A 26,225-nucleotide genomic window follows, 5' to 3' on the forward strand; every position below is an offset into this window, starting at 1 on the left:
CGCGTTATCTGAGCTGATTGATGAACTTAACCCTTGTGTTACTGCTGGTCGCTGGCCTGGTGTTGTTGGTTGCCGGTGCCGAGGTATTAGTCCGCGGCGCCGCGCGTTTGGCGGCCACCTTTGGTATTCCACCGCTGGTCATCGGCTTGACTGTTGTCGCCTTCGGCACCAGCGCTCCTGAAACCGCTGTCAGCGTGCAAGCCGCGTGGAATGACAGTGGCGATATCGCCATCGGCAACGTAATCGGCAGCAATATCGCCAACGTGTTGTTGATCTTAGGGGCCACGGCTCTGGTGATTCCCTTGTTGGTATCAAAACAACTCATTCGCATCGATTTGCCGATCATGCTGGCCGCCAGCGTACTGGTTTATCTGTTGGGGCTCGACGGCCAACTAAGCCGCCTAGAAGGTGCCATTTTGTTTGCTGGCGTGGTGGCCTACAGCGCGTTTCAAGTGATCAAAGGCCGGCGCGACAGCGCGGCCGAGCAAGCCAATGACGATGAATTTGCCGAAGAGTTTGGCCAAGTGAGCCAAGGCCGCTGGGGCTGGCTAAAAGACGCACTGTTCATTGTGCTCGGTTTAGTAATGCTGGTCGGCGGCTCACAGTTTTTGGTCGAAGGCGCTGTGCAACTGGCACGCCTGTGGGGCTTGTCCGAGCTGGTCATCGGCCTCACTGTGGTCGCCATCGGCACCTCATTACCGGAGCTGGCCACCTCGATCATGGCTGCGTTCAAAGGCGAGCGCGACATTGCCGTGGGCAATATCGTCGGCAGCAATATTTTTAACCTGTTGTGCGTTTTGGGCTTGGCCAGCTTGGTCGCGCCCTCCCCCATTCCCGTGGCGGCCAATGCTTTATCGTTTGATTTCCCGGTGATGATTGCCGTGGCCTTTGCTTGCCTGCCGATTTTCTTCAGCGGCTACCTGATCAAACGCTGGGAAGGCGCTTTGTTTTTAGCGTTTTACGCACTCTACACCACGTATTTGATCATGCAGGCGGCCAACGCCAGCCAGCTCGAACTGTTCCAACAGAGCATGCTGCTGTTTGTCCTCCCCCTGACCGCCTTAACCCTTGCCATGGTCAGCGTACGCGCTTGGCGCCAGCAAGATTAACCACTGACTCAAACCAGGAGAGCGACGATGAGCGAGCGTGCCGAGCAAGGCCTTAACATCCGCCGCGAAGTAATGGGCGATGCGTTTGTTGAACGCGCCATCGCCAACACCACCGAATTTACTGCACCGCTGCAGCAGCTGGTGAATGAGAATGCTTGGGGCACCGTTTGGGCACGCGACGGTTTACCTCGACAGACTCGCTCGCTGATCACCATTGCCATGCTGGCGGCCCTGAAATGCCCGCAAGAGCTTAAAGGCCATGTGCGCGGCGCTCTGAATAACGGTTGCAGCGTGGAGGAAATCCGCGAAGTGCTGCTGCATGCTGCTATATATGCAGGTGTGCCGGCATCGATTGACGCCTTCCGCGCGGCACAAGAGGTTATCGACCAACACTCTGCCTAAGGACCCGCCATGGCCGCCGTTTTGGTAATCGAAGACAGCCCGCTGATCCTGAAAATTCTCGGGCATATGTTTCGCCGCACACCAGCATACGAGGCCGTGTTCTGCGCCTCGATGCTGGAGGCGGAAATCCTCCTCGATAGCGCCGAGCACTTTGTCGCTGCCGTGGTCGACCTCAACCTGCCCGACGCCCCGCACGGCGAAGCGGTGGACTTAGTACTCAAGCATCGCGTGCCGTGCATCGTGTTGTCAGGCAACCAAGATGAGCAGCGCCGCGAGGAGTTGTTACTTAAGGGCGTGGTCGATTATGTGTTCAAAGAAAGCCAGCAATCCTACGACTACGTGTTTCACCTGCTCGGCCGACTCAGCAAAAACACCCAGATTAAAATCTTGATTGCTGATGATTCCTCCGCCACGCGCACGTTCATCTCGCAATGTCTCAAGGCCCAACGCTACCAACTGCTGCAAGCGGAAAACGGCCAACAAGCTCTCGCTCTGCTGGAGCAGCATCCCGATGTGCGCCTCTTGATCACCGACTACAACATGCCGCAGATGGATGGCATTGAGCTGGTCAAACACCTGCGCCATGAGCAACAACGCAAGAAACTGTCGATCATTGCCCTATCCGCTGAAAACGAAAGCTACATCAGCGCACGCTTTATTAAGCACGGTGCCGACGATTTCCTGCGCAAGCCGTTCTTCCCCGAAGAGTTGCACATCCGCGTGATGCACTGCCTTGAGCGGCAAGAGCTGATTGAGCAGCTGTACCAGTTGGCGCACTGCGACGCGCTCACGGGGCTGTTTAATCGCCGGCATTTTTTCAATCACGCGCCGGCACTGCTCAAGCAGGCGCACGATGCGCAACAAAGCGTGTGCGTGGCCATGCTGGATATCGACTTTTTTAAGCGAGTGAACGACAACTACGGCCATGACGTGGGTGATGTGGTCATCCAACGCTTTGCCAATTTGCTACAGGAGAACTTTCAAGACGCCCTGCTCGCACGCCTTGGCGGCGAAGAGTTCGCTTTGTTAGTGCTCAACCAAAGTGCCTCCAGCCTTGCCGCCGAGCTGGATGATCTGCGCGAACAGTGCGCGTTGATCGAATACGGTCAAAGTGGCGCGCCGGAGCTTTCTTACAGCGCAGGCGTTTGCGCACAAGGCGCGGATATTGATGAGCTGCTTAAAGGCGCCGACGAATTACTCTACGACGCCAAACAAGCGGGGCGCGGTCGCTGCTGCTACTAGCCCGACAAACAACGAAAACCCAGACTGGGAGTACTCCGGCTTATTGCCCACGGGCATCAGCAGCACTGAGCACCAACTGCACACCCAGCCCCACCAGCACGACGCCCATCACCCGATCAAACCAATGCCCCATACGCGCAAAACCGGCGCGCACACGCGTTTGACTGAACAGCATGGCCACCAAGGTAAACCACGCCCCAGTAGCCAGCGCCAGATACACGCCATAAGCGCCTTGCACCAACACGGGGGTGTTGTGGCTGATCACCAAGGTAAACAGCGACAAAAAGAACAATGTCGCCTTAGGGTTTAAGCCGTTGGTGATGAAGCCCAAGCTAAAGCTTTGCCAAGCGCTCATCGCGTGCGCAGGCTGCTGGGCAATGTTGGCGGCCTCTGGATTGGCCTTGGCGCGTAACGCCTTGATGCCAATCCAGACCAAATACGCCGCCGCTAAATACTTCAGCACGTTAAAGGCGACAATCGACTGCGACACAATCAAGCCGATACCGAGCAATGAGTACGCCACGTGCACCAAAATACCGGCGCCCACGCCCCATGCGGTCAACAACCCAGCGCGACGGCCTTGACTGACGCTCTCACGCACCACCACGGCGAAATCCGGGCCGGGGCTGGCCACTGCCAACAAATGAACCAGCGCGACGGTGAAAAATTCTGTCCAGTACATGTTTGGCTTCCTTAACCAATGGCTTTACTGTGCGGCATCAGTCTAAACCGGCGCGCCACGCCATGTAACCCAGTCAAGGAGCCGCCATGTCGCTACCAAACGCCGCTTTTCTCGATCTGGCCAGCCTCGACTTGGGCGATCTGTCGCTTGCGCCATTGCAACAGCAATTTGCCCTGCGCACCTACGCGCAAACCGACCGCGCGCACATCGTCGAACGTTTGCAGGCCATGCACACCGCGATCGTCAACAAGGTCGAACTGGATGCCGCCACACTGGCGCAGCTGCCGGCCCTGCGACAAATCCTGATCAGTGCCACCGGCAGCAACAATGTCGACCTCGCCTATGCGCAGCAACACGGCATCTGCGTGCAAAACTGCCGCGCCTACGGCACCGCATCGGTCGCGCAACACACGCTGATGTTGATGCTCAACTTGGCCACGCGCTTCACCGCCTATCAACGCGACCTACAAGCCGGCCGCTGGCAGCAAGCGACGGGGTTCTGCTTGCTGGAGCACCCGATTGAAGAACTCGCCGGTCAGCGCTTAGGCATTCTTGGCTACGGCGAACTAGGCCAAGCCGTGGCCCGTTTAGCCGAGGCCTTCGGCATGCAAGTTTTGATTGGTGCCTTACCAGGGCGCGAACAACCAGGCCGCTTACCCCTTGCGCAACTGTTGCCGAAGGTCGATATCGTGACCCTGCACTGCCCACTGACCGCCCGTACGGAAAACCTGTTAGGTGCGGCAGAACTGGCCTTACTGCGCCAAGGCGCGCTGGTGATTAACTGCGGACGCGGCGGTCTGGTTAACGAGGCCGCCTTGGTCGCCGCGCTCGACAGCGGTCACCTAGGCGGGGCCGCGTGCGATGTGCTCAGCGTCGAGCCGCCACGCGCGGGTAATCCATTGCTGGACTGCCAACACCCTAATCTGATCATCACCCCGCACAATGCGTGGGGCAGCCGCCAAGCGCGGCAAACCATCGTCAATCAACTGGCCGAAAACGCCGCCGGCTTTTTTCAGGGCGCCGCCCCGCGCGCACTGGTGTAAGCTCGCCGCCTTTTCTGCCACCTGCTTTACGGAGTCAGCCATGGACCCTCGCAGCCAAGTATTGCTGCGCCAGCGCGAGCGCTTTATTGATCAAGACTTGCTGCTGGCCGGCTTGCCCGCCGATGACTTACTCGCCGAGCTACCCCAAGCCCATGGTTGGAGCTGGCACGCCGGCGAAGCCGCAGTGTTAAAACAACGCTTCGACCAGCGTTGCCACTTTGCCAGCACGCTCAGCGACACGCCGTACCACAGCGCCGTGCTATTTCTGCCCAAAGCACGCGAACAAGTGGACTACCTGCTACAGACCATCGCCGCGCGCTTAAACAGCGGTGCCAACCTGTATTTGGTGGGTGAAAAGCGTACCGGCATCGAGCGCGCCGCCAAGCAACTGCAAAACCTTGGCCGCGCCATCAAGCTCGACAGCGCGCGGCACTGTCAGTTGTGGCACGTCGAACTCAGCCAGCCCATCAGCGCACCGCGTGATCCGTGGCAGCAGTGGTCGCTCAGCAACCCGCCGCACACGCTGGCCATCCATAGCTTGCCTGGGGTGTTTAGTCATGGCCGACTGGATAAGGGCAGCGCCCTATTGCTGGAGCATTTAGCCGATCTGCCCGGCCATGCGTGGCTCGATTACGGCTGCGGCGCTGGCGTGATCGGTGCCAGTCTCAAGCAACGTCATCCCGCCGCCACGTTGCAATTACTGGATGTTGACGCGTTTGCCGTGGCCAGCAGTCAACGCACCTTAGAGGCCAATCAGCTTGATGCGCAGGTCATCGCCGCCGACAGCTTGGCGGGCTTCGCCAACGCCAGTTTAGATGCGGTGATCAGTAACCCACCGTTTCATCAAGGGGTCGACACGCAATATCAGGTCAGTCACGACCTGATCCGCGAGGCGCATCGGGTGCTGCGCCCAGGCGGTGAGCTACGCATCGTCGCCAACGACTTCCTGCGCTACCCGCCACTGATCGAGCAGCATTTTGCCCACTGCGAAACCTTGGCCCACGCTAACGGCTTTCGTATCTATCGCGCCATTCGCCGCTAACACAGCGCGGGGGCGCACTTGCCAGCGCGCAAGCCTAACGGCACAATGCGCGCCGTCCTGGGGGAGTAGTCGCTCTTTTGAGGCCCGCGTCAACACACTTGGCCACCTGCCATGGCGCCGGCACCCGCAACCTGTTGCGGCCTGACAAGACCCATGACATAGCAACCTATTACCCGGGGCGGGCAAGGTGGCTGTGTCATGCCGTGTCTGCCCGCCCCGCTTGGAATCGTTATGGACGCTCTGTTTGTCTCCACCGCGCTAGTGGCCCTCGCCGAGATCGGCGATAAAACCCAATTACTCGCACTGTTATTGGCCGCACGCTTTAAAAAGCCGTGGCCGATCATTGCTGGCATTGTGGTCGCTACCATACTGAATCACGCCTTGGCTGGCGTACTGGGGAACTGGCTCGCCGAACAAGTCAGCGTGCTGTGGCTCAATCTAAGCTTGGCGGCGTGCTTTCTTGCGGTGGCGGGCTGGACGTTGATCCCCGACAAGTTGGACGACGAGCCTAGCTTGCTAGATCGCTACGGCGCGTTTCTCGCCACCTTAGTCGCTTTTTTCATTGCCGAAATGGGCGACAAAACCCAAGTCGCCACCGTGATGCTAGCCGCGCAATACAGCGACCTTGTGCTGGTGATCATCGGCACGACTGGCGGCATGCTACTGGCCAACGTACCGGTGATCTGGCTCGGCAATCGCGCCGCCAACAACCTCCCGCTGCACTGGATTCGCCGTGCTGCAGCCGTGTTTTTTCTGCTCATGGCCTGCTACGCCCTGTGGCGGGCATTTAACCCATAAAGCCGACCCAGAGCGCTGCCACCGCAAGCCGTGTAAGCCATTGGCTATAGCGGTGGCAAGTTTTTACACACAGGCCAGCAAAGCGTGAAGCGCATCACAAAACGACTTTTTTAGCGTGATACAGTCCACACCCCGAACACGACACGGAGTGTCTACGATGGATCTGGAAGAACTCAAACGCCTTACTCGCCAGCATATCGACCTGTCATGGAACAAAGGCCACTTGGCGCTGATTGAGCAACGCCACGCGCTGAACTTTCAATACAAAAGCTCATTTGTCGGCCATCCACTCGACACCGCCGGCTATCAAGGCTTGGTCAACGAAATTCGCGATGCCATGACCGATCTGCAAGTTGAGATCGAAGACATCATCGCCGAAGGCCGTACCGTCGTGACGTGGTCAACCTTCATCGGCACCATCACCAAACCGGCGCTCGGCTACCCGGCCAGCGATAAGATTCTCAGTATTTCCGCCATGGCCTTTTGGCGTTACGGCCCCAGCGGCAAGCTAGAAGAGCTGTGCACGCTGTTTGATATGGAAAGCTTCCGCGCGCAATTAGGGCTTAACACCCGCCCCAATGCCGAGATTGCATTGCCCTAAGCTTTAATCGCCACAAACAAAAAACAGGGCGCCGATTGGCGCCCTGTTGCGTTTATTGCCCCCGCGCAGCCTCGTACAAGGGCAGCACTTGCGGTAGCGCTTGTTCAATACCCTGCATCCGCGTGCTGGATGAGGGGTGCGTGCTCATAAACTCCGGCCCCTGTCCGCCGCCCACTTGCCCCATCTTCTGCCACAAGGTCAGTGCGGCGCGCGGGTCAAAACCGGCGCGAGCGGCAAGCTCTAGGCCAATCAAGTCCGCTTCTTTCTCATTGGTGCGGCTATTGGGCAGGGTCAAGGCGTATTGCGCCACGGTATCGGCCAGCGCTCGGGTATCTTGGCCAAGGCCCAATAAAGCCCCGGCGGTATTCTCGGCCATCTCCAGAGCATAAGCCTTAGACATCGCTTCGCGGCCGTGCTCACGCAGCGCGTGGGCGATCTCATGCCCCACCACCGCGGCCAACTCATCGTCGGTAAGGCTCAGCTGATCGAACAACCCCGAATACACCAAAATTTTACCGCCAGGCCCACAGTTGGCATTCACCTCGGGGGCATCCACCAAGTTCACTTCCCACGCCCAGCCAGGTGCGTCGTCGCGAAAATGGCCGACTTGGGCGATTAAACGCTGCGATACGGTGCGTAAACGCTGCACTTGATCAGCACGGGAGTTCAACACGCGCTTCTGCCCTGCTTCGGCCAAGGTCTGCCGATAAGACTGCGCATACATCTGATCCACTTGTTGTGCCGACAGCAAGCCCAGCATGCTTTGCTGGCGCTCAACGCCCACCGCACCGCCACGGGTGGTATTCACCGCTTGGCAGCCCGCCACAACCAGCGCCAGTGCGGCGGGTAATAGATAGTGAAAACGCATGCTGAACTCTCAGTGATGGCAGAAAAGTTGGGCATGTTAGCCAGCGACCGCAAAGCCGGCAACGACTAACACTTGCGTACTGATCAGTTTGTGACTTTGCTTAAACCAAGCTGCCGCCATGAGTGCGGGCTAAGTTTTTCTGCATCGCCGCCGATAAGGAGCACGTCAGCCGCCTGCCCAGCGTGGAGTTCTTCCCATGAAGTTACGTTCCGTCCAGTACAGCATCGCCGCTTTGTCTGGAGTCTTAGTGCTTGCCGTGTGCGCGGCGCTAGTGCTCTTCTCGATTTACGCCAGCCAGCAGACCCAGGCTTTTGTTCAAGAAAACACCGCGCCACTGGTGCAAAAGCAACTCGAAGAGCGCCTTAGCGCCTTAGCCGATGCTCGTGCCCTGTCCATTCAGCGCACCTTAGAAGCCCCTCTGGCCATCGCCCGCGGCTTAGCGCAAGTCAACAGCCTGATGGGCACACTGGATGAGAGCGGCGGCAATGTCTTAGCCATGAGCCGCGAAGAACTAAGCGCCTTGATCAAGCAGACCACTCAAAGTAACCCCAAATTACTGGGCACCTATATCGGCTGGGAGCCAGGCGCATTTGACGGCTTAGACGAAACCTACGCCGGCATTAAAGACAACGGCTATGACGGTACCGGCCGCTTTATCCCCTGGTGGTTTAACAACAGCGACGGCAGTGTAGGCATCGACGCACTGGGCAGCCTTGAAAGCGAAAAGCTCCTCCCCACCGGCGTGCGCGAAGGCGAGTACTACCTCTGCCCTAAAGAGCGCAAAAAAGAATGCGTGATCGACCCGGCCCAATATGATGTAGCCGGCACCATGACCATGCTGGCTTCCTTCACCGTGCCCATCCTCGTCAATGGTGAATTCAAAGGCATGGCTGGCGCGGACATCGCCCTTAACTCCCTGCAAGACTTGCTGGTTAGCACCAACGCCGAACTCTACGACGGCAAAGGCAGCATGATGCTGATCGCCACCAATGGCGGACTGGTGGCCTACACCAAAGACCCGGCCAAGTTAGGCGAAAAAGCCGCCACCGTGATGGACGCCAACGAACTGGCCAACGTACAACAACTTAGCCCCGGCCAATCTTTTATCGATATCGATGAAGAGCACGATCACATCGAAGTATTCCGCCCCTTTCAAGTAGGGCAAAGCGATGCGCGTTGGGTGCTCATGATGCAGCTGCCGCTGTCGGCAGTACTGGGCGATCTGCGCAGCTACCGCGAGCAACTCAGCGACCTGCACGACAAAGACAACGCCTTTATGGTGCTGGTTGGCTTGATCGTCGCCGGAGTCGGCTTGCTGTTTGTATGGTTCGCCGCTCTCGGCATTGCCCAACCACTGCGCAAGATGGTGGATGTGCTCAACACCATGAGCCAAGGCGAAGCGGATCTGACGCAACGCCTCGCCACTGATCGCCGTGATGAACTAGGCAACATGGGACACGGCTTCAACGGTTTCTTGGTGCGCCTGCAAACCTTGATCAAACAAGTCGTCGATGCCTCGCAGCAATTCAGCGATGCCTCCGAACACACCGCCGACAACGCCATTCGCACCAGCCAAGGCGTGCAACGCCAACGCCACGGCATTGAGCAAGTCGCCGCCGCGGTGCATGAAATGGCCGCCACCGCGCAAGAGGTCGCCCGCAACGCGGCTAACGCCGCCAGCGCCGCGACGCGTGCGGATGACGCGGCCAATCAGGGCCGCGGCGTGGTGCAAGGCAACGTGCAAGCCATTCAAAGCTTGGCTGACGAGATGAGCAAAGCGGTGGATGCGGTACAAACACTGGCGAAAGACAGCGAAAACATTAACGCCATCCTCGTCACCATTCGCTCGATCGCGGAACAAACCAACTTGCTGGCGCTCAACGCCGCGATTGAGGCGGCTCGTGCCGGCGAACAAGGCCGAGGCTTTGCGGTGGTTGCTGATGAGGTGCGTAATCTGGCACAAAAGACCCAGCAAGCCACCGAAGAAATCCAGCACATGATCGAGCAGCTGCAAAGCGGCACACGCCAAGTTGTGACCGTCATGGAAAGCGGTCAACAGCGCTCCAACGCCAGTGTTACCCAAGCCAGCAAAGCCGCCGCCGCGTTGGATGAGATTACCGAAGCCGTGTCGGTCATCAGCGAGGTCAACACGCAAATTGCCGCGGCCGCTGAGGAGCAAAGCGCTGTGGCCGAGGAGATTAACCGCAATGTAATGGATATCGGCCAAGTGGCCGAAGAAGTCGCACAAGGCGCAGATGAGGCCACCGAAGCCAGCACCCACCTGACCAAGCTCGCCGAACAGCAGCGCCGTCTGATCAATCAATTCCGCGTTTAAGCCCAAACCCCTCGCTCAACCCTCCAGCTCAATCCTCTAGCTCAGCACTGGCTGAGCTAGGGGTTAAACGCCTTCAGCTAGGCTTGCCACGTCTGCGCCGCCCCTTGATCACCCTCGGTAAAACCCTCATCCGCCCAGTCAGGCGTGGCACTGAGGTATTCATCAATCAACTGCCGCGCTAACCGCGCGTCATCTCCCGGCACAGCCAAGGCCAAGATCCCCAGCGCCGGTAACTCGCCCACACCGCCGAGCAAGTCCGCGCCGTGCAAGCACACATCAAACCCACGCTGCTGCAGCATGCCCAACAACAACTGCGCCTCTAACAGGTCGGCTGGTTCATAGATCCGCTGCATTAGGTCTTCGCCCTCGCCTTCGTCCGCTTATTCATCCTCACGCTTAACCTGCACTTGGTAGCCCTGAGCATCCACCCACAGCGCCACCTCGATCGGCCGACAACACACGGAACAATCTTCAATGTAGCGCTGATCACCGCCACTGGCGTCCACCAGCAACTCAATCTGCTCGCCGCAATACGGGCAAGACAGCGCTTCTACTTCCAGCATAAGGTGCCCCTGTGTGACTTTCAGCTATGATGGCCGGTCTATTGCTGCGCCTACTTAAACTTAGCAAATACACGAGGTCTGTTTGCATGGCGGCCGATTTTGAAGCCATTCGTCCCTATCACGACCACGAAGTGGCCGACGTTCTTCAGCGCCTGCTGCACGACGATGCCTTTCTTAACGCCTTGACCCGCTATCGCTTCCCCAAACTGGCAAGCTATTGCGCACCGCTACTGCGCGCGCTGATTGCTTGGCGCTTAGGCCGTGAACTGCGCGGCATTAACTCCGTTGCCCAGCTACAAACCCGCATCGAACCCTACGTTGACCGAGTGATCGAACACGCCACCGACGGCATCAGTTATAGCGGTCTCGAACATCTGAACGACCAGCAAGCCTATTTATTCTTGGCCAATCATCGCGACATCGTGATGGACCCTGCGTTCGTTAATTACGCGGTGTACCACGCCAACTTGCCAACGCCGCGCATAGCCATTGGCGACAACCTGCTGCAAAAACCTTTTGTTAGCGACCTGATGCGCCTGAACAAGAGCTTTATCGTGCACCGCTCCATTACTGGCCGCCGCGAGAAGCTCAGCGCGTTCCAAACCTTGTCCGCCTACATCAATCATTCGATTGCTGACGGCCACTCGATTTGGATCGCCCAAGCCGAAGGCCGGGCCAAAGACGGTGACGACGCCACTGATGCGGCCATCCTCAAAATGTTTCACATGAGCCGCAAAGACCAAGCCTTTGCCGAGGTGATTGCCAGCCTCAACCTAGTCCCGGTATCGATCAGCTACGAATATGACCCATGCGATGTGGATAAAGCCCGCGAACTAGAAATCCGCGCCCGCACTGGCAGCTACCAAAAACAACCGGGCGAAGACGACCTCAGCATTGCCCGCGGCATTACCGGTCATAAAGGTCGGGTACACATTGCCTTTAGCCGCATCGATGCGCGCCAAAGCCCAGACGCCAAAGCCTTAGCCCAAGCCTGCGATCGCGCTATTTTAGGCAATTACCGCTTATTCCCCGTGCACTACTTAGCGTGGGAGCGTTGGGGCGAACGTGACGACAGCCTGCAGGTGCCCAGTGCCAGCAGCCTGTTCAGCGCGACTGAAATCAGCCGTGCTGAAAGCCAACTCAACCAGCGCCTTGCGCGCTGCTCACCCGCTGAGCAACCCTACCTACTGATGCAATACGCCACGCCCGTGCGTAATCAGTACCGCCTTAAGCTGACCCCTTCGGCATAACCACCAAGGCACAAAAAAGGGCGCCGCATGCGCCCTTTCATTCCAACCTCACCGTCATACGCCTGTCACCAGCGCGTACTGACGCCTGTGCACAACAACGCCAGCAACAAAGCCAACGCGCCGAACAGATAAAAAAAGCGGTTTAAGCGCTCGATATCGGCATCGATCTTAAACACTAAGCCGCGGGCTTCTACCAAACCTTGCAGGCGGGCGGCACGGTATTCCCGCCACTGCGTTGCCAGCCACAACCATGCGCCAGACACGGCAAAAAACAGTGCCAAACTGTTCAGCGCTAAGGCCGGCTGATCATGCAAAAAGGCCCACAACAACTGCAATGACATGATGCCCCCAAGGCATAACAAGACAGGGTGATTCAACGGGCGCGCAGTCTACGCAGTGATTTTAGAAGACTCTACCTAGAACCAGATAATTCCGACGAACGATGACCATAGAGTCAATTGTTCTAAAACCGTCAAAGAAGATTCACGCACGGCGACTATCTTTGTTGTTGGGAACCTTTATCAATCTCGCACGGAGCAGACGTTATGTTGCAAACAACAATAAGTGAACGCGACCACCTCATCGACGATTTAAGTGATGTGGATTATCTGGTGGATGAGCTGTCTTTCAACGTTCAAGACGCCCACTGGTTGGTGTATTGCGCCATGAGTCACCACGAGCACCTCGATTTACCCGAAGTTGATGAGCGCACCGGACAAGTAACACCGCAGATTTACTCGCAAGTCGCTTAAGCCGAGACCGCCGATATAAAAACGCCCAGCACAAGCTGGGCGTTTTTATTGATGAAGCCTTGTTACTGGCTCAAGATTTGACCAATCGTTTGATCCTGAAACATGCGCTCTAACGAGGCATTAAGCACCTCTGTGACCAAGCGGTTGTTGGTCGCCAGATTGGGTGCTGAACCAAAGCGATGGTTGGACGACGCACTGTAACGCCCGCTATAGCGACGCACCGCGTTTTGCACATCTGCTTTAAGCGTGGCGGTAATGTCTGCTTGCGTGACCATCAAACTGCTGTCCTTAGGCGATACATAACGGATATCGGCCAGGGTCACGGTCAACTGCGGCGCGTTATAAGCATTCGCCGACGGGGTGAAGCCCAGCAATCGAACGGCGACTTCAACCTGCTGCTGCAACTTGGGCAGAATGTCAGCCCCCGCCACGCTAATCGTGCTGCTATCTGGGTAAACGCCGCCACGAGTGCCGATTACTGGCGAGGTACGGCCATCCACGACGCGCACCACCACCGCTTGACCTTGCCCAACCGGTGCGATTTGGCTGCCACTGAGTTCTGGCTGCAGCGTCAACTGCTGAGGGCTCAAGGCACAGCCACCCAAAGCCAAAGTGGTCATTACCAGTAGTGCATTAAAAATACGACGTTTCATGCCATCTCCCTTGTCTCAAGTCTTACTCTGGTAGCGCTTTCCACAGCGTAAAAGCGCCGCGCAACTGGCCGGCAGTATACCCACGGGCTTTGTCGTGGGGGTAGCGCGCATCCAGAATCTGCTTAATTTCCGGGGTCAATGACTCGCCATGACAAGCCAAGCACGGTGGCGCAACCATGATGCCCTGCATGTAACGAAAGCGCCCTGGTTCAACCACGCTAGCACTCAAGCTGGCCGGCGCGGCGCCCTCACTCAGCGCCTTGTCAAAGGCAATCAATTGCTCAAGCTCCCAAATATCGGGGGCGTTATCTGGGTTACGCAGCTTCATCGAGGTGCGCGCCACATGCCAACCTTTACGCTGATACTGCTCGGCCAAGGCCGGCGCTAGCTGTTGGCAGTGCTGTACCGCCTCCACCGGTCCACCTTCGGCCAAAGAGGCTTTCAGGCTCGACTTTAGCGACATCATAAACGCCTCGGTGACGTCACGCGCTTCTTCCTCCAGCGCTGCGTTGTTATCAGCCAACAGCGGCAAGCTTAACAGCGCCGCCAACAAGCCCAATCCCACCTTAACCATAGCCACCTCACCGTTAGAGTTACCCACTTCAGCGTGCCTTAGCCCATGCGATGTCAGGCTGACGCAGATCAAGCATCACGGTTTTGTCATGGCCTCGTCATCGTTAGATAACGCCACCGCGCTCAAATACTCCGCAACACGACATGCCCTGAGGAGTTGTTATGTGGTTCTTCTTACGCCTTGCGTTGTTTCCGCCTCGCCAACACTTCACCCTGCACAACCTTGATGGCCGGTGCATTGCCAGCCTGACCGCGCACCAAGCCCCGTCTAGCGGCAACTGGCAGTCTAGCCACACGCCACATCCTGCCCTGCAAGCGCGCTAAACCGCGCCAGCCTCTCCACGGGGTAGCCTACCCGCCAGCACGGGCGCCAAAGCTGATCTCGTGAAAAAGTCGTAGAGGCTAGTTAAATTTCATTAATGTCTCGGTATAATCGCGCCTCGGCTAACAATGAGGACATCTCCTGCCAAGCTTAGCCGCTCGGGTAAGTCATCCAACTGCCCCGCTAGCTGCAGAGAGCTGCTTCCCCACATCCCGTTAGGGATTGCCCACATTTTTTTGCCCACACAATAAGTGCCTACGCAAAATGGATGCGTCACCCACGCTCCGTTGGTCTGTGCACGACACAATTTTGGGCAGCGCGCCCCGACCTCGGGCGTGCATAACGGTTTTTCACCTTCACGAGAGAGTGGCAAGTAATGGCGCAAAACGAGACCCAAACTGTGGATGTGATGCTGGTTGGCGCCGGCATCATGAGTGCCACCTTGGCGGTACTGCTTAAAGAGCTGGACCCCAACATTCAGCTAGAAATCGCTGAACTACGCGAAACGGGCGCGGTAGAAAGCTCCAACCCTTGGAATAACGCCGGCACCGGCCACGCCGGCCTGTGCGAGCTGAATTACACGCCCGACAGCGGCGATAAAATTGATATCAGCAAAGCGCTGCACATCAATACCCAGTTTGAAGTCTCCAAGCAGTTTTGGGCTTACCTCACCGGGCAAGAGGGCTTTGGCGAGCCGCGCAACTTTATCAACCCTGTGCCGCACATCAGTTTTGTGCGTGGCGAAAGCGACATCGACTTTCTTAAGCGCCGCCACGCGGCCTTGATTGAAAGCCATGCCTTTGCCGACATGGTCATCAGCGATGAGCGCGAAACCCTCGCCGAGTGGATGCCGCTGACCATGCCCGGTCGCGCCGCCGATGAAAAAGTCGCCGCGACACGCTACGAAAAAGGCACCGACGTTAACTTTGGCGCGGTGACTCAGCAAATGCTCAGTCATCTGAGCAAGAAAAACGGCACGCTGGTTACCTATAACCAACAAGTGACCGATCTTGAGCGCGATGGCGATGTATGGCGCGTCAGCATTAAACACACCAAGACTGGCGAGCGCCGCAATGTTAACGCCCGCTTTGTCTTTTTAGGTGCCGGTGGCGGCGCCCTGCCGCTGCTGCAAATGTCCGGCATTCCTGAAAGCAAAGGCTTTGGCGGCTTCCCCGTCAGCGGCATGTGGCTGCGCTGCGACAAGCCCGACGTGGTCGAGCAGCATCAGGCCAAGGTTTATAGCCAAGCCGAAGTGGGCGCACCGCCGATGTCGGTACCGCACCTCGATACCCGCGTCGTCGACGGCCAGACTTCACTGCTGTTCGGCCCCTTTGCCGGCTTCTCGACTAAGTTCCTGCGTCACGGCTCGTTCATGGATCTGCCACTGTCGATCCGCATGAACAACCTAAAGCCAATGCTTTCCGTCGCCCGCGACAACATGGACCTGACACGCTACTTGATCAAAGAAGTCATGCAGTCTACCGATGAGCGGCTTGACGCCTTGAAGAAGTTCTACCCGCAAGCCCGCCGCGAAGACTGGCGCCTAGAGCTGGCAGGCCAGCGCGTACAAATCATCAAGAAAGATCCCAAGCAAGGCGGCATCTTGCAGTTTGGCACTGAGCTGGTGTCTTCCCAAGACGGCAGCATTGCGGCACTGCTAGGCGCCTCCCCCGGCGCGTCAGTCACCGTTTCGGTCATGCTGGAGTTGCTGGAGCGCTGCTTTAAAGAGCGCTACGACAGTGCCGAATGGACTGCCAAGCTGGCTGAGATCTTCCCCGCCCGCGAAGAAGCGCTGAAAACCGATGGCGACCTCTATCGCCAAGTGACCGCTAAGACGTGGAGCGCGCTTAAGCTCGACGCTTAACCCGCAACACAACCAGCGGGGTGAGTCTTACCTAAGCTCTCCCGCCACAACGCCCTGCCACAGCCTCGCCTTGGCAGGGCGTTTTTGTTGGTGGCTAGTGCTGAACTACTGACACTCCAACACCAACTTGCCGGTAAAGCGCTTGGCCATGAAGTCTTCTTGGGCACGGGCAATGTCGGCCAATGGGTAACTACGCGCCACCAAAGGACGGATCTCACCGCGCTCGATATAACCGATTAAGTTGCGGAACACCTCTTTAGGCTGATACGTGCAACCGAAAAAGGTCAGATCTTTCAGGTACAGGGTACGTACATCTAACTCCACCAGCGGCCCGGCGATGGCGCCGGACACGGCGTAGCGCCCGCCACGACGAAGCACATCGAGCAAACGCGGCCATTGCCCGCCTGCGACCAAATCAACCACCACGTCAACGCTATCGCGCGGCAGATTGGCCAACGCATGCTCGGTGCGGGCGATCACTTCATCGGCGCCCAAACGCTTTAGCTCGTCAGCTTTCTCGGCGGCACACACTGCCATCACATAAGCGCCTCTGCGCTTAGCCAACTGCACCGCCGCCGAGCCAACACCGCCGGAAGCACCGGTAATCAACACCCGCTCCCCAGCCGCCACCTGAGCTCGGTGCAACAGGTTTTCTGCCGTGGAGTACGCGCAAGGGAATGAGGCAAGCTCAACGTCGCTCAGCGTGCTGTTAATCGCAAACGCCTCACTGGCGCGCACACAGCAATACTGCGCGAAGCTGCCATCAAACTCAGACCCCAAGGTCACCAAGTCAAAGGGTTCACCGCTAGGCGCCTCTTGCATGCTACGCAGCAAGACACGCTCACCTAAACGCGCCGCGCTCACGCCCGCGCCTAGGGCCACGATCTGGCCACAGCAATCGCAGCCTTGTATGCGCGGCAACTGTAGCGGAGTACCGGCCCAACCGGCATCCGCTTGAGCAGCGTCACTTTGTCTCGAATCGATCTCACTGGTAGCCCCGGTGACCGACTTGGAATACCAACCGATGCGCGTATTAATGTCGGTGTTATTCACCCCCGCCGCTGCCACGCGGATCAACACTTCGCCCGGCCCCGGCTGCGGTACGGGCAAGTCTTGGCGGTAGCGCAGGTTTTCTAGGCCGCCATGTCCGACTAGCTGCACGCCGTTCATGTGACTGGGCAAGGTTGGGGTCGTCATGCTGAGCTCCTAGGCTGGCCATCAATTGCATTAGGCCTAACACCTTAAAAGCCCTAGCAAGTTCACTCAAACGAATTTACTTGTCTCAATGATTTACCAAAACAAAATAACTCACCTATTCTGTGCACCTGCCGTTACCTGCAACGAGGCCCGCGCATGGACAGTTTGCTCGATCTAGATTTGCTGAAAACCTTTGCCACGGTGGTGGAGCAAGGTGAGCTGAAAAAAGCCGCAGCGGTACTCTTTCGCTCGCAAGCGGCCATTAGCATGCAGCTCAAACGCCTAGAGCAGCAGACCGGCGTGCGGGTGCTGGAGCGCAGCAACCAAGGCATTCACCTCACCCCCAGTGGCGAAACCCTCCTACGCCATGCGGAAAAACTATTGCGCGCCAATAACGCCGCCTTAGCCGCGCTCAAGCAACAACACTTAACCGGCACCTTGCGCGTGGGCATCCCGACCGATTATGCCCACGATTTTTTGCGCCACTTCATGCCCATCCTAAGTCGCGAACTCCCCAACTTAGAGCCACGTATCACCTGCCAGCGCAGCCGCACACTGCGCCAACTGGTCAACCGTGGCGAGTTGGATATCGCTATTGTCTCAGGCGAGAGTGGCTTTACTGACCACGCCTTACTCTGGCGTGAACAGCTGGTGTGGGCTGTCGGCAAAGAGGCCGACCAAGAGACCCACAACCCGCTACCGCTGGCCACCTTCGACAGTGACTGCATCATGCGCGACCTGACGCAAAGCACCCTCAAGCACGCCAACATCGCCTACCACACCGTGTTCACCAGCCCTGAGCTGGACAACATTGCGGCGGCGGTCAATGCCGGTATTGCGATTGCCTTATTGCCGCAGTCAATGCTGGACCTGTCACAGGCGCGCCCGCTGACCGCCTCGCCCTTTGGCCAAGGGCTTAACCTAGACATGCACATGATCGCCTCGCCCATTGTTGACGCCACACTGCTTCCCAAACTGGCCGATTGCTTGCGCCGTGCCGGCTCGCGACTCAATAACGCACTGCCGGTTATGCCGATGGCCGGCTAAACGCCGGCTCAGGCCACCGCGCCGATGCGCCATTATTTGCACGACAGACTCAACATCGATGTTGATATTCATTATCAATTGCATTAAGTTTCGCATCCTTCTTAAGACCACCAGGGATCGATCTCATGCAGTACCTGTCTGCTGTGCGCAAACCGCCTTTTGCTCTTAGCCTGCTTGCGGGCATTTGTTTGTCATCCGTCGCCAGTGCTGCCACACAACTGGATGAAGTTGTTGTGGTCGGCGCACGTACGCCCACCCAAATCAGCGAACTGCCGGGCACGGTGTGGGTGGTTGAAGAAGAGCAAATTCAGCAACAAGCCAAAGCCGGCGTCCCCCTCAAAGAAGCGTTGGGGCAGTTAATTCCCGGCTTAGACATTGGTGCGCAAGGCCGTACCAACAATGGCCAGAACCTGCGTGGCCGCAGTGTGCTGGTGATGATCGACGGCGTATCGCTGAACAGCGCACGCGGCATCAGCCGCCAGTTCGACTCGATCGACCCGTTCAACATCGCCCGTATCGAGGTGCTGTCCGGCGCTAACGCCCTTTACGGTGGCGGCGCCACCGGCGGCATCATCAATATTGTGACCAAGAAAGGTCAGCCAGGCAGCGCCCAGTATGAAAGCCAAGTCGGCCTGCGTAGCGGCTTTGAGACCAGCGAAGACCTCGACTGGAGCGCCGCCCAAGCCATCTCGGGCGGCACTGATAACGTGTTTGGCCGCTTGTCGGTGGCCTATCAGCAGAACGGCGCCGCCTACGATGGCAGCGGCGATCGCGTGCTGATGGACATCACCCAGACCGACCTGCAGTACAACCGAGCCACCGACATCATGGGCAATCTGGATATTTTGCTGCCCAACGGCCACAGCCTGAACTTAGGCGCGCAAATTTATGACTCTGGCTACAACGGGGATGACGGCCTGTATTTAGGGCAAAACTTTAGCGCCCTGCGCACCGGCCAAGGCTTTGGTGTTGAGGATGGCTGGGATAGCGATCTCGACCCAGAAACCAACCGTCAGATGTACAACGCCACCTACCATATCCCCGAAATCCTCGGCCATAGCGCCTACATCCAGGCGTATTACCGTCGGGAAGAAATGGCCTTTAACCCCTTCCCCAGCGTGCGTTTTTCCGGCACCAACGTGAACCCGTTCCAGTCGTATTACTCGGCCTCGCAGCAAGACACCGATGCCTTCGGCGTCAAGCTGGCGCTAAATAAATCATGGGATCGCTTCGACCTCACCTACGGTGTGGACGCAGACAAAGAAAGCTTTGACTCCAGCCAAACCCTGTTCGACCTGAACAAGGCCGCACAAAGCGGTGGCCTGACCGCCGACAAATACGCCTCGGTGGGCCGCTACCCCGGCATCGACATCAAGAGCGTGTCCGCCTTCTCCCAAGCCAGCTTTAAAGCCACCGACAAGCTGACCCTGTCGGCCGGCATTCGCCACCAGAAGATGGAAACCGAAGTCGATGACTTTATCGGCGCGCAACAACAGGTCGCCATTGCTGCTGGTAAAGCCATGGGCGTTAACTTTTTGGGCCTCAGCGCCGACGCCATCCCCGGTGGTGCAAAAGACTACGACGTTACCCTGTATAACGCCGGCGCGGTGTACAAGCTAAACGACCAACAGCAGACCTGGCTGAACTACTCCGAAGGCTTCGAGCTGCCCGATCCGGCCAAATACTATGGCTTAGGTAGCTACACCCTGGATGGTTCTGGCCACTGGGTACTCAACAAAGGCGTCAGCGTCGACGACTCGCCACTGGACGGCATCAAAACCAAGCAAGTGGAATGGGGCTACCGCTACAACGACGGCACCTTGGATGCGCAAACCGCCCTGTTCTACAGCTGGAGCGACAAGAGCATCACCTACGACAGCACGACCTTGGCGGTGCAGCAGCTGGATGACAAAAAGCGCAACTACGGCGTAGAGGCACAAGTCAGCTATTGGCTCAGCGATGCATGGCAAATCGGCGCTAACGGCTTGGCCATGCGCTCGCAGCAAAAGGTGGATGGCAGCTGGGACAAGCAAGAAGTAACCAGCGCCAGCCCGTCGAAAGCCGGTGCCTTTATTGGCTGGAATAACGACACGCAAAGTGTGCGCTTACAAGGTGTGCGCAGCTTCAACTTGAGCGACGAGAAGAGCAACACCATCGACGGCTACGCCCTGTTCGATCTGCTGGCCACGCAACAGCTACCCGTGGGCAACCTCACCGCCGGCATCCAAAACCTTATGGACAAGGACTACACCACCGTGTGGGGCCAACGTGCGCAGGTGTTCTACGGTGCTTTAGCGCCAGCCGGGTTGTTTGACTACCACGGTCGCGGCCGCACCTACAGCCTGACCTACAACGTGTCGTTCTAAGAGGCCAAGCCCCAGCTTGCTGGGGCTACGCATTATGTTTGAACTGGATCAGGTCTGTTTTCGCGCTGGTCAGCGCACGCTTCTTGCGCCGCTGACCCTAGCGCTGCGCGCAGGGCAAATCACGGGTTTGCTCGGCCACAACGGCTCGGGCAAATCTACTTTGCTCAAGCTGTTGGCGCGCCAGCAATCCGCCCACAGCGGCACCGTGCGCTTTGCGCAGCGACCACTGGACGCTTGGCCGGCGCGCGCCTTTGCCCGCCAAGTGGCGTATTTGCCACAGCACCCCCCCTTAACCGATGGTCTGCGCGTGCATGAGTTAGTCGCCATGGGTCGCTACCCGTGGCACGGCGCGCTCGGGCGCTTTAGTGCCGACGACCGTCAGCATGTCGAGCAAGCCATTGAGCGCACCGGACTGACCGCCTTACGCCAAGCCTCGGTCAATCAGCTGTCTGGCGGCGAACGCCAGCGCGCGTGGCTGGCCATGTTATTGGCGCAAAACAGCCGCTTTTTACTGCTCGACGAACCGACCTCGGCGCTCGACGTGGCGCACCAGCTGCAAGTGCTCGAACTGATTCGCCAACTGTGCGATGAGCGCGAGTTAGGCGTGGTCATCGTCTTGCACGACATCAACCTGGCCAGCCGGATTTGCGATGACATCATCGCCCTGCGTCACGGCCAGCTGGTGTTTCAAGGCAGTCCGCGCGAGCTGTTACAGCCACAACAGCTCACCCAGCTGTATGGCGTACCGATGCAAACCCTACCCGCTCCCGGCTACGCCTTGCCGCTGGCCTATATCGAATGAGAGTGATCATGTTGTCTTTGTTGTATCGCCTTGCCGCCGGTTTCGCCTTGTGCTTGAGCACCAGCGCGCACGCCGCCACCTTTGAGCATGAGGCCGGAGAAGTCACCTTCGAGCAAACGCCCAGCCGCATCGTCACGCTGGAGTGGAGTTTGGCCGAAATCGCCATCGACCTTGGAGTGCCACCCATCGCCATGGCGGAAGTCGAGGGTTATCAGCAGTGGGTGGTGGAGCCGAGCCTACCCGCCAGCGTGCAAGACTTGGGTTCACGTCGCGAGCCCAACCTAGAAAAGCTGCAAGCGCTTAAACCCGAACTGATATTGGTGCCGCACGACTACACCCCTCTGCTGGACAAGCTGCAAGCCATCGCACCGGTGATGGTGCTGTCGATCTACACCGAAGACCGCCAGCCTTGGCAGCGCGCCACCCAGATCACCCGCACCTTAGGTGACGTGTTAGGCAAAAGCGCCGAAGCTAACGCGCTGATCGCCCACACCGAGGCACAGCTAGCCCACTACCGCGAGCAACTAGCGCCCGTGCGCACCCCCGTGGCATTGATCAACATCACCGACGCACGCCATGTGCGCGTGCACGGCGGACAAGGGCTTTATCAAGCAACGCTGGATCAGCTCGGACTAACCAATGCCTGGCAAGGCCAAGCCAATTACTGGGGCTTTGCCACCCAAGGGATTGAACAGCTGCAGGTCAGCGACGGCACGACGCTGTTTTATTTCCAGCCGGTCGCCGATAAAACCTTAGAAATCATGACGCAAAGCCCTCTCTGGCGTGCGCGTGACTTTGCCCGTGACCAGCGCGTGCACAGCCTAGAGCCCGTCTGGGCGTTTGGCGGCCTGCATGCTGGCGAACGCTTGGCACGTTTGCTCACACACGCGTTGACCTCTGAATAACGCCGATGAATACCCGCGCTCGTCTACCGCTGTACGCAGCCACGCTCACGGCGCTGTGCTTCGCCCTCGTCAGTTGGCAACTCAGCCAAACCCTGCCGTGGCAAGAATGGTGGCACAGCGCGCAACAACCCAACCCCGATGACTACCGCCAGCTGCTGCTGTGGTACAGCCTGCTGCCGCGCCTGTGTGCCAGCCTGCTGGCTGGGGCGGGGTTAGCCTTATCCGGAATCGTGTTACAGCAGGTGCTGCGCAACCCGATTGCCTCCCCCAGCACGTTAGGCATCGCCGGTGGCGCGCAGTTAGCCATGGCCGCGGGCGGCCTGTTTTTACCGGCGCAGCTGGCGCCACCTACGGAGTGGCTGGCCATGCTCGGCGGCCTTGCCGCGCTAAGCTTGGTGCTGACGCTGGCGTGGGGTAAGCAGCTATCACCCCTCGCGGTGATTCTGGCCGGTCTGGTGGTGGGGCTGTACTGCGGTGCCTTAAACGGCGCGTTGATTTTGCTGCATGAACAGCGCTTAAGCGGCCTGTTCTTGTGGGGTGCCGGCTCGCTCAATCAGCAAGACTGGCAGGCGGTGCAGTTTCTCTGGCCACGCTTGCTGATCGGCGCGAGCCTGTTGGCACTCTTGGCGCGCCCGCTCAGCCTGCTCAGCCTGCAAGACGCGCAAGCGCAAAGCCTTGGCGTGCCGCTGCTGTGGCTGCGTTTGGCGGCGCTGCTGTGTGCGGTATGGCTCTGCGCCTGCGTCATCAGCAGTCTGGGTGTGTTTGCCTTTATCGGCCTAGCGGGGCCGGCCATGGCCCGTCTACTCGGCGCGCGCAAGCTTTGGCAACAACTGCTGTGGGCGCCGGCCTGCGGCGCACTGCTGCTAACGTTGACCGACCAACTGCTGCAATGGGGCGAACCACGCGGTCTTGGCTGGCTCCCCACTGGCGCGGCCACCGCACTGATCGGTGCCCCGCTGTTGCTGTGGCTGCTGCCTAAGGTGCGCGCCCTGCGCGAAACCGACGAGAACGCCAGCATCAGCCAACGCCAGCACCCCGGTCGCTGGCCGCGTTACATCGGCGTACTGCTGCTACTCAGCGTCGTGGCAGCCCTGCTAATCGGCCGTGGGCAAAGCGAATGGTTAGCGCTCGACCTACCCACCCTGCAACAACTGTTGCCTTGGCGCTTACCCCGCGTACTGGGCGCCTTGGCCGCCGGCATCTTGCTCGCCTTGGCTGGCTGCGTACTGCAACGCTTGGCGCACAACCCACTGGCCAGCCCCGAGGTACTGGGCATCAGCGCCGGTAGCGCGCTGGGCTTAATCGCGTTGGTGTTGCTCGTGCCCAACCCCGCCCGTGGTTGGCAGTTGTTGGCGGCGGCGTGTGGTGCGGCGCTGAGTTTGGCCTTGCTGCTGCACTTATCGCGGCGTGCGCAGTATTCACCCCAACGCCTGCTGCTGGCCGGTATTGCCTTGGCAGCCCTGCTCGACGCCATCCTGCATCTGTTATTAGCCAGTGGCGACCCGCGTTTGATGCCGCTGCTGTATTGGTTGGCCGGCTCGACGTACTACACCAGCATCGGGCAGTCGCTGGCGTTGCTCGCCTTGGCGGGACTGTTAGCGCTGCTGTGCTGGGCCGGCAGCCGCTGGTTAAACCTACTCAGCCTTGGCGCCGAAACGGCGCAAGGGCTGGGGCTTAACCTCGCCAAAGCCCGCCTCGGCCTGTTGACCTTGGCCGCCACCTTGACGGCGGGTGCCACATTACTCATCGGCCCGCTGAGCTTTATCGGCCTGATGGCCCCGCACATGGCGCGCCTGCTTGGCGCGCAACAAGTGCGCGCACAGTTACTGCTCAGCGCCCTGATTGGCGCGCTGTTAATGGTGTTGGCGGACTGGCTAGGGCGCAACCTGCTCTACCCCTTCCAGTTACCGGCGGGTCTGTTGGCCACCTTGGTCGGCGGACTGTACTTTTTATTTGGCTTAAGACGCAGTGGCCAATGATCAACTTCAGTGAACGCTTTCAAGCCTTATTGCCCAACGATGCGCACGTACAAGACGAGCTCAGCGCCCTGCTCACGCCTTGCGCCAAGCCAGTCGACAGCCCCAGCGCAGCTTGGCTTGCACTGCAGCAAGATCACCGCGCCCTGTGGCAGTTTTGTACGCCGCTGCGCGAGGCCTTGGGTATCTCACAGCGCACCGTGCTGGTGAGCTTGCTGCACAAACACTACTGCCAGCAGCAGTTTGGCCCCCGTGCCGCGCAGGCGCTGCTCGATCAGCCATGGCCGGCGTTTGAGGACAACGAACAGGTTCACCTCAGCCACGACCAGCGCCAACTGTGCTGGCACAGCGACCAGCCAATCGCACCGGCCGCCGCCCAAACAAGCCTAAGCGCCTTGATGTCGCAGATCCCTGAACAGCTGAATGTGCAGTACCGCACTTGGCGCGCGCTGGGCATCGGCCCCGGCGTGTATTGGAGCAATGCGGCACTCAGCTTAGTGATGCCGTGGAACCTGCTCTTAGGTCATGTGCGCGAGAGTGAGCAGCTTGGCCAGCTCAGTCAGGCGTTTCTGACCGGCTTTGGTGAGAAGTTAGCCGCACAACTGCAATGGATTGGCGTGCGCCAGCACGGCCTGCGTCACTGGCTGCCCAAGCGCCAAGGTTGCTGCCTGCAATATCAATGCACGCAAGGCGAAGGCCAATGCGGCACGTGTTCGCTGCGCAGCAAAGATGAATTTCTCACATTAATCGCCCAACACTATGGCGCGATTGAAGAGGACAGCAGCCCGCTGGCCACACCGGCGGGCTGACAAAAAACAGCGCTTATTCCAGCGCCGCCAACACCCCCAAGGTGATCTTGCGCGTGGTTTGACCGGCAAAATCGACGCGCCGCTCTTTGCCTAAAAAGCGCTCGACAGCTTGTTCGATGCGCTCAGCCTCATCATTCAAGCCCCAGTGATGGCGCAACAACAACGCGGCGCTCAAGATCGCCGCCAGCGGATTGGCGCGCCCCGTGCCGGCAATATCCGGCGCCGAACCGTGCACCGGCTCGGCCAGCGCGCAACCGTTACCCCAATTCAATGAAGGCGCCAGCCCCAAGCCACCGGCCCAATGCGCGGCTAAGTCCGACAGAATGTCGCCGAACAAATTGGTGGTCAGAATCAGATCAAAGCGCTCAGGCGCTTCAGCCAGCTGCAAGGCCGCCACATCCACCAAACGCTCATCGACGATCGGCGCAAAGCCTGCATCCGCCAGCACCGCTTTACAGGTGTCGCGGAACAAGCCGCACGTCAGCGGCAGCACATTGGCTTTATGCACTAAGGTGATGCGCCACGCGCCGCGCTCTTTGGCCACTTTCACCGCTCGCTCGGCCAACGCCAAGCACGCATCGCGGGTGATGACTCGTTCAGCCACCGCCACGCCATCCCGATCCAAACGCTCACGCCCGCTGTACAGGCACTCGCTGTTCTCGCGCAGAATCAGCAGGTCAACACCGCGCTTGGGCGATACCAACGGACGGCTGCGTACCGGTCTTACGTTCACTGTTAACTGCAAACGCTGACGCAGCGTGACGATGGCACTGCGGTAACCGGCCACGGCGTGCATGGGTGACTGCACAGCACCAAACAACCCAGCGCCACAACGTTTCATGGTTTCAAGCGTTGCTTGCGGCACCGCCTCGCCAGTGCGCTGAAAGCAGCCCCAGCCGGCGTCTGCTTCTTCGAGGACCAACTGCGGCAAGACCGCTTGCAATACCGTGACCGCGGCCTCGGTGACTTCGCTGCCGATGCCGTCACCGGGAATCACACATAAGCGCTGCATGCTACCTCCTGC

At 58.8% G+C, this 26,225-nt stretch carries 27 protein-coding genes and 1 riboswitch; of the genes, 18 read left to right on the forward strand and 9 right to left on the reverse strand.

Features of this window, described 5'->3' with window-relative positions; all coding sequences use genetic code 11:
• Positions 1-20 precede the first annotated feature (20 nt).
• The 3 genes from MKI83_RS11915 to MKI83_RS11925 are packed head-to-tail and all read left to right on the forward strand — an operon-like array spanning position 21 to position 2,753.
• Positions 21-1,109, forward strand: coding sequence for a calcium/sodium antiporter (locus MKI83_RS11915; RefSeq protein WP_241586502.1), 1,089 nt, complete (start codon positions 21-23; stop codon positions 1,107-1,109).
• Positions 1,110-1,136: 27 nt separating this feature from the next.
• Complete coding sequence (pcaC, locus tag MKI83_RS11920; RefSeq protein WP_241586504.1) at positions 1,137-1,511, forward strand: 4-carboxymuconolactone decarboxylase; 375 nt, start codon at positions 1,137-1,139, stop codon at positions 1,509-1,511.
• A gap of 9 nt (positions 1,512-1,520) precedes the next feature.
• Positions 1,521-2,753, forward strand: coding sequence for a diguanylate cyclase (locus tag MKI83_RS11925; protein WP_241586506.1), 1,233 nt, complete (start codon positions 1,521-1,523; stop codon positions 2,751-2,753).
• Between the two features lie 40 nt (positions 2,754-2,793).
• Here the strand turns inward: MKI83_RS11925 and MKI83_RS11930 are convergent, their stop codons facing one another.
• Positions 2,794-3,435 (reverse strand): LysE family translocator, encoded by a 642-nt coding sequence (locus tag MKI83_RS11930; protein ID WP_241586508.1) that lies wholly within the window; start codon positions 3,433-3,435, stop codon positions 2,794-2,796.
• 86 nt (positions 3,436-3,521) lie between these two features.
• On the opposite strand from MKI83_RS11930, the gene MKI83_RS11935 reads away from it, so the two are divergent.
• From MKI83_RS11935 to MKI83_RS11950, 4 genes are all read left to right on the forward strand, one after another.
• Positions 3,522-4,478 carry a 2-hydroxyacid dehydrogenase gene (locus MKI83_RS11935; RefSeq protein WP_241586510.1) on the forward strand — a complete coding sequence of 319 codons (957 nt, stop codon included), beginning with the start codon at positions 3,522-3,524 and terminating at the stop codon, positions 4,476-4,478.
• Between the two features lie 40 nt (positions 4,479-4,518).
• Entirely contained in the window at positions 4,519-5,520 is a 1,002-nt protein-coding gene (locus tag MKI83_RS11940; RefSeq protein WP_241586512.1) for a methyltransferase, read from the forward strand.
• A gap of 48 nt (positions 5,521-5,568) precedes the next feature.
• A riboswitch (yybP-ykoY riboswitch) is annotated at positions 5,569-5,743 on the forward strand.
• A gap of 8 nt (positions 5,744-5,751) precedes the next feature.
• Positions 5,752-6,318, forward strand: coding sequence for a TMEM165/GDT1 family protein (locus tag MKI83_RS11945; RefSeq protein WP_241586514.1), 567 nt, complete (start codon positions 5,752-5,754; stop codon positions 6,316-6,318).
• Between the two features lie 157 nt (positions 6,319-6,475).
• Positions 6,476-6,919: an ester cyclase gene (locus tag MKI83_RS11950; protein WP_241586523.1), complete on the forward strand. Its 444-nt coding sequence runs from the start codon at positions 6,476-6,478 to the stop codon at positions 6,917-6,919.
• A gap of 52 nt (positions 6,920-6,971) precedes the next feature.
• On the opposite strand, the gene MKI83_RS11955 is transcribed toward MKI83_RS11950, so the two are convergent.
• Entirely contained in the window at positions 6,972-7,787 is an 816-nt protein-coding gene (locus tag MKI83_RS11955; RefSeq protein WP_241586525.1) for a M48 family metallopeptidase, read from the reverse strand.
• A gap of 196 nt (positions 7,788-7,983) precedes the next feature.
• Between MKI83_RS11955 and MKI83_RS11960 the strand changes: the two genes are divergently transcribed.
• Positions 7,984-10,122 (forward strand): methyl-accepting chemotaxis protein, encoded by a 2,139-nt coding sequence (locus MKI83_RS11960; RefSeq protein WP_241586527.1) that lies wholly within the window; start codon positions 7,984-7,986, stop codon positions 10,120-10,122.
• 77 nt (positions 10,123-10,199) lie between these two features.
• On the opposite strand, the gene MKI83_RS11965 is transcribed toward MKI83_RS11960, so the two are convergent.
• On the reverse strand, positions 10,200-10,475 hold the full coding sequence (locus MKI83_RS11965; RefSeq protein WP_241586529.1) for a putative signal transducing protein: 276 nt from the start codon (positions 10,473-10,475) through the stop codon (positions 10,200-10,202).
• Between the two features lie 27 nt (positions 10,476-10,502).
• On the reverse strand, positions 10,503-10,685 hold the full coding sequence (locus MKI83_RS11970) for a CPXCG motif-containing cysteine-rich protein (RefSeq protein ID WP_241586532.1): 183 nt from the start codon (positions 10,683-10,685) through the stop codon (positions 10,503-10,505).
• Positions 10,686-10,771: 86 nt separating this feature from the next.
• Between MKI83_RS11970 and MKI83_RS11975 the strand changes: the two genes are divergently transcribed.
• Entirely contained in the window at positions 10,772-11,935 is a 1,164-nt protein-coding gene (locus tag MKI83_RS11975; protein WP_241586535.1) for a 1-acyl-sn-glycerol-3-phosphate acyltransferase, read from the forward strand.
• A 65-nt stretch (positions 11,936-12,000) separates the two neighbouring features.
• Here MKI83_RS11975 and MKI83_RS11980 read toward each other — a convergent pair whose 3' ends face one another.
• Positions 12,001-12,276 (reverse strand): hypothetical protein, encoded by a 276-nt coding sequence (locus tag MKI83_RS11980; RefSeq protein WP_241586537.1) that lies wholly within the window; start codon positions 12,274-12,276, stop codon positions 12,001-12,003.
• 204 nt (positions 12,277-12,480) lie between these two features.
• Here MKI83_RS11980 and MKI83_RS11985 point away from each other — a divergent pair, with 204 nt between their 5' ends.
• Positions 12,481-12,687, forward strand: coding sequence for a hypothetical protein (locus MKI83_RS11985; RefSeq protein WP_241586539.1), 207 nt, complete (start codon positions 12,481-12,483; stop codon positions 12,685-12,687).
• Between the two features lie 62 nt (positions 12,688-12,749).
• Here the strand turns inward: MKI83_RS11985 and MKI83_RS11990 are convergent, their stop codons facing one another.
• Both MKI83_RS11990 and MKI83_RS11995 read right to left on the reverse strand, forming a co-directional pair.
• The gene (locus MKI83_RS11990; RefSeq protein ID WP_241586541.1) at positions 12,750-13,340 is read right to left on the reverse strand and encodes a YajG family lipoprotein; all 591 of its coding nucleotides are present in this window, start codon (positions 13,338-13,340) and stop codon (positions 12,750-12,752) included.
• A gap of 22 nt (positions 13,341-13,362) precedes the next feature.
• Positions 13,363-13,914, reverse strand: a complete 552-nt coding sequence (locus MKI83_RS11995) for a Tll0287-like domain-containing protein (RefSeq protein ID WP_241586543.1) — start codon at positions 13,912-13,914, stop codon at positions 13,363-13,365.
• 161 nt (positions 13,915-14,075) lie between these two features.
• Between MKI83_RS11995 and MKI83_RS12000 the strand changes: the two genes are divergently transcribed.
• Positions 14,076-14,237 carry a hypothetical protein gene (locus tag MKI83_RS12000; RefSeq protein ID WP_241586545.1) on the forward strand — a complete coding sequence of 54 codons (162 nt, stop codon included), beginning with the start codon at positions 14,076-14,078 and terminating at the stop codon, positions 14,235-14,237.
• A 374-nt stretch (positions 14,238-14,611) separates the two neighbouring features.
• Positions 14,612-16,099, forward strand: a complete 1,488-nt coding sequence (gene mqo / locus MKI83_RS12005; protein ID WP_241586548.1) for a malate dehydrogenase (quinone) — start codon at positions 14,612-14,614, stop codon at positions 16,097-16,099.
• A gap of 105 nt (positions 16,100-16,204) precedes the next feature.
• Here the strand turns inward: mqo and MKI83_RS12010 are convergent, their stop codons facing one another.
• Positions 16,205-17,296 (reverse strand): alcohol dehydrogenase family protein, encoded by a 1,092-nt coding sequence (locus MKI83_RS12010; RefSeq protein WP_241586550.1) that lies wholly within the window; start codon positions 17,294-17,296, stop codon positions 16,205-16,207.
• A gap of 156 nt (positions 17,297-17,452) precedes the next feature.
• On the opposite strand from MKI83_RS12010, the gene MKI83_RS12015 reads away from it, so the two are divergent.
• The 6 genes from MKI83_RS12015 (at position 17,453) to MKI83_RS12040 (ending at position 25,201) form a co-directional block, all read left to right on the forward strand.
• Positions 17,453-18,343 carry a LysR family transcriptional regulator gene (locus MKI83_RS12015; RefSeq protein ID WP_241586552.1) on the forward strand — a complete coding sequence of 297 codons (891 nt, stop codon included), beginning with the start codon at positions 17,453-17,455 and terminating at the stop codon, positions 18,341-18,343.
• 125 nt (positions 18,344-18,468) lie between these two features.
• On the forward strand, positions 18,469-20,709 hold the full coding sequence (locus MKI83_RS12020) for a TonB-dependent receptor (RefSeq protein WP_241586554.1): 2,241 nt from the start codon (positions 18,469-18,471) through the stop codon (positions 20,707-20,709).
• Positions 20,710-20,743: 34 nt separating this feature from the next.
• Positions 20,744-21,511: an ABC transporter ATP-binding protein gene (locus tag MKI83_RS12025; RefSeq protein ID WP_241586556.1), complete on the forward strand. Its 768-nt coding sequence runs from the start codon at positions 20,744-20,746 to the stop codon at positions 21,509-21,511.
• Positions 21,512-21,519: 8 nt separating this feature from the next.
• Positions 21,520-22,416, forward strand: a complete 897-nt coding sequence (locus MKI83_RS12030; protein WP_241586558.1) for an iron-siderophore ABC transporter substrate-binding protein — start codon at positions 21,520-21,522, stop codon at positions 22,414-22,416.
• Positions 22,417-22,421: 5 nt separating this feature from the next.
• Positions 22,422-24,395 carry a Fe(3+)-hydroxamate ABC transporter permease FhuB gene (gene fhuB / locus MKI83_RS12035; RefSeq protein WP_241586560.1) on the forward strand — a complete coding sequence of 658 codons (1,974 nt, stop codon included), beginning with the start codon at positions 22,422-22,424 and terminating at the stop codon, positions 24,393-24,395.
• Positions 24,392-25,201 (forward strand): hypothetical protein, encoded by an 810-nt coding sequence (locus tag MKI83_RS12040; protein ID WP_241586562.1) that lies wholly within the window; start codon positions 24,392-24,394, stop codon positions 25,199-25,201. The genes fhuB and MKI83_RS12040 overlap by 4 nt, the downstream gene beginning before the upstream one ends.
• Positions 25,202-25,214: 13 nt before the next feature.
• Here MKI83_RS12040 and MKI83_RS12045 read toward each other — a convergent pair whose 3' ends face one another.
• Positions 25,215-26,213: an isocitrate/isopropylmalate dehydrogenase family protein gene (locus tag MKI83_RS12045; RefSeq protein ID WP_241586564.1), complete on the reverse strand. Its 999-nt coding sequence runs from the start codon at positions 26,211-26,213 to the stop codon at positions 25,215-25,217.
• Between the last annotated feature and the right edge of the window lie 12 nt (positions 26,214-26,225).

The sequence above is a fragment of the Atopomonas sediminilitoris genome (genome assembly GCF_022601735.1).
Classification (GTDB): Bacteria; Pseudomonadota; Gammaproteobacteria; order Pseudomonadales; family Pseudomonadaceae; genus Atopomonas; species Atopomonas sediminilitoris.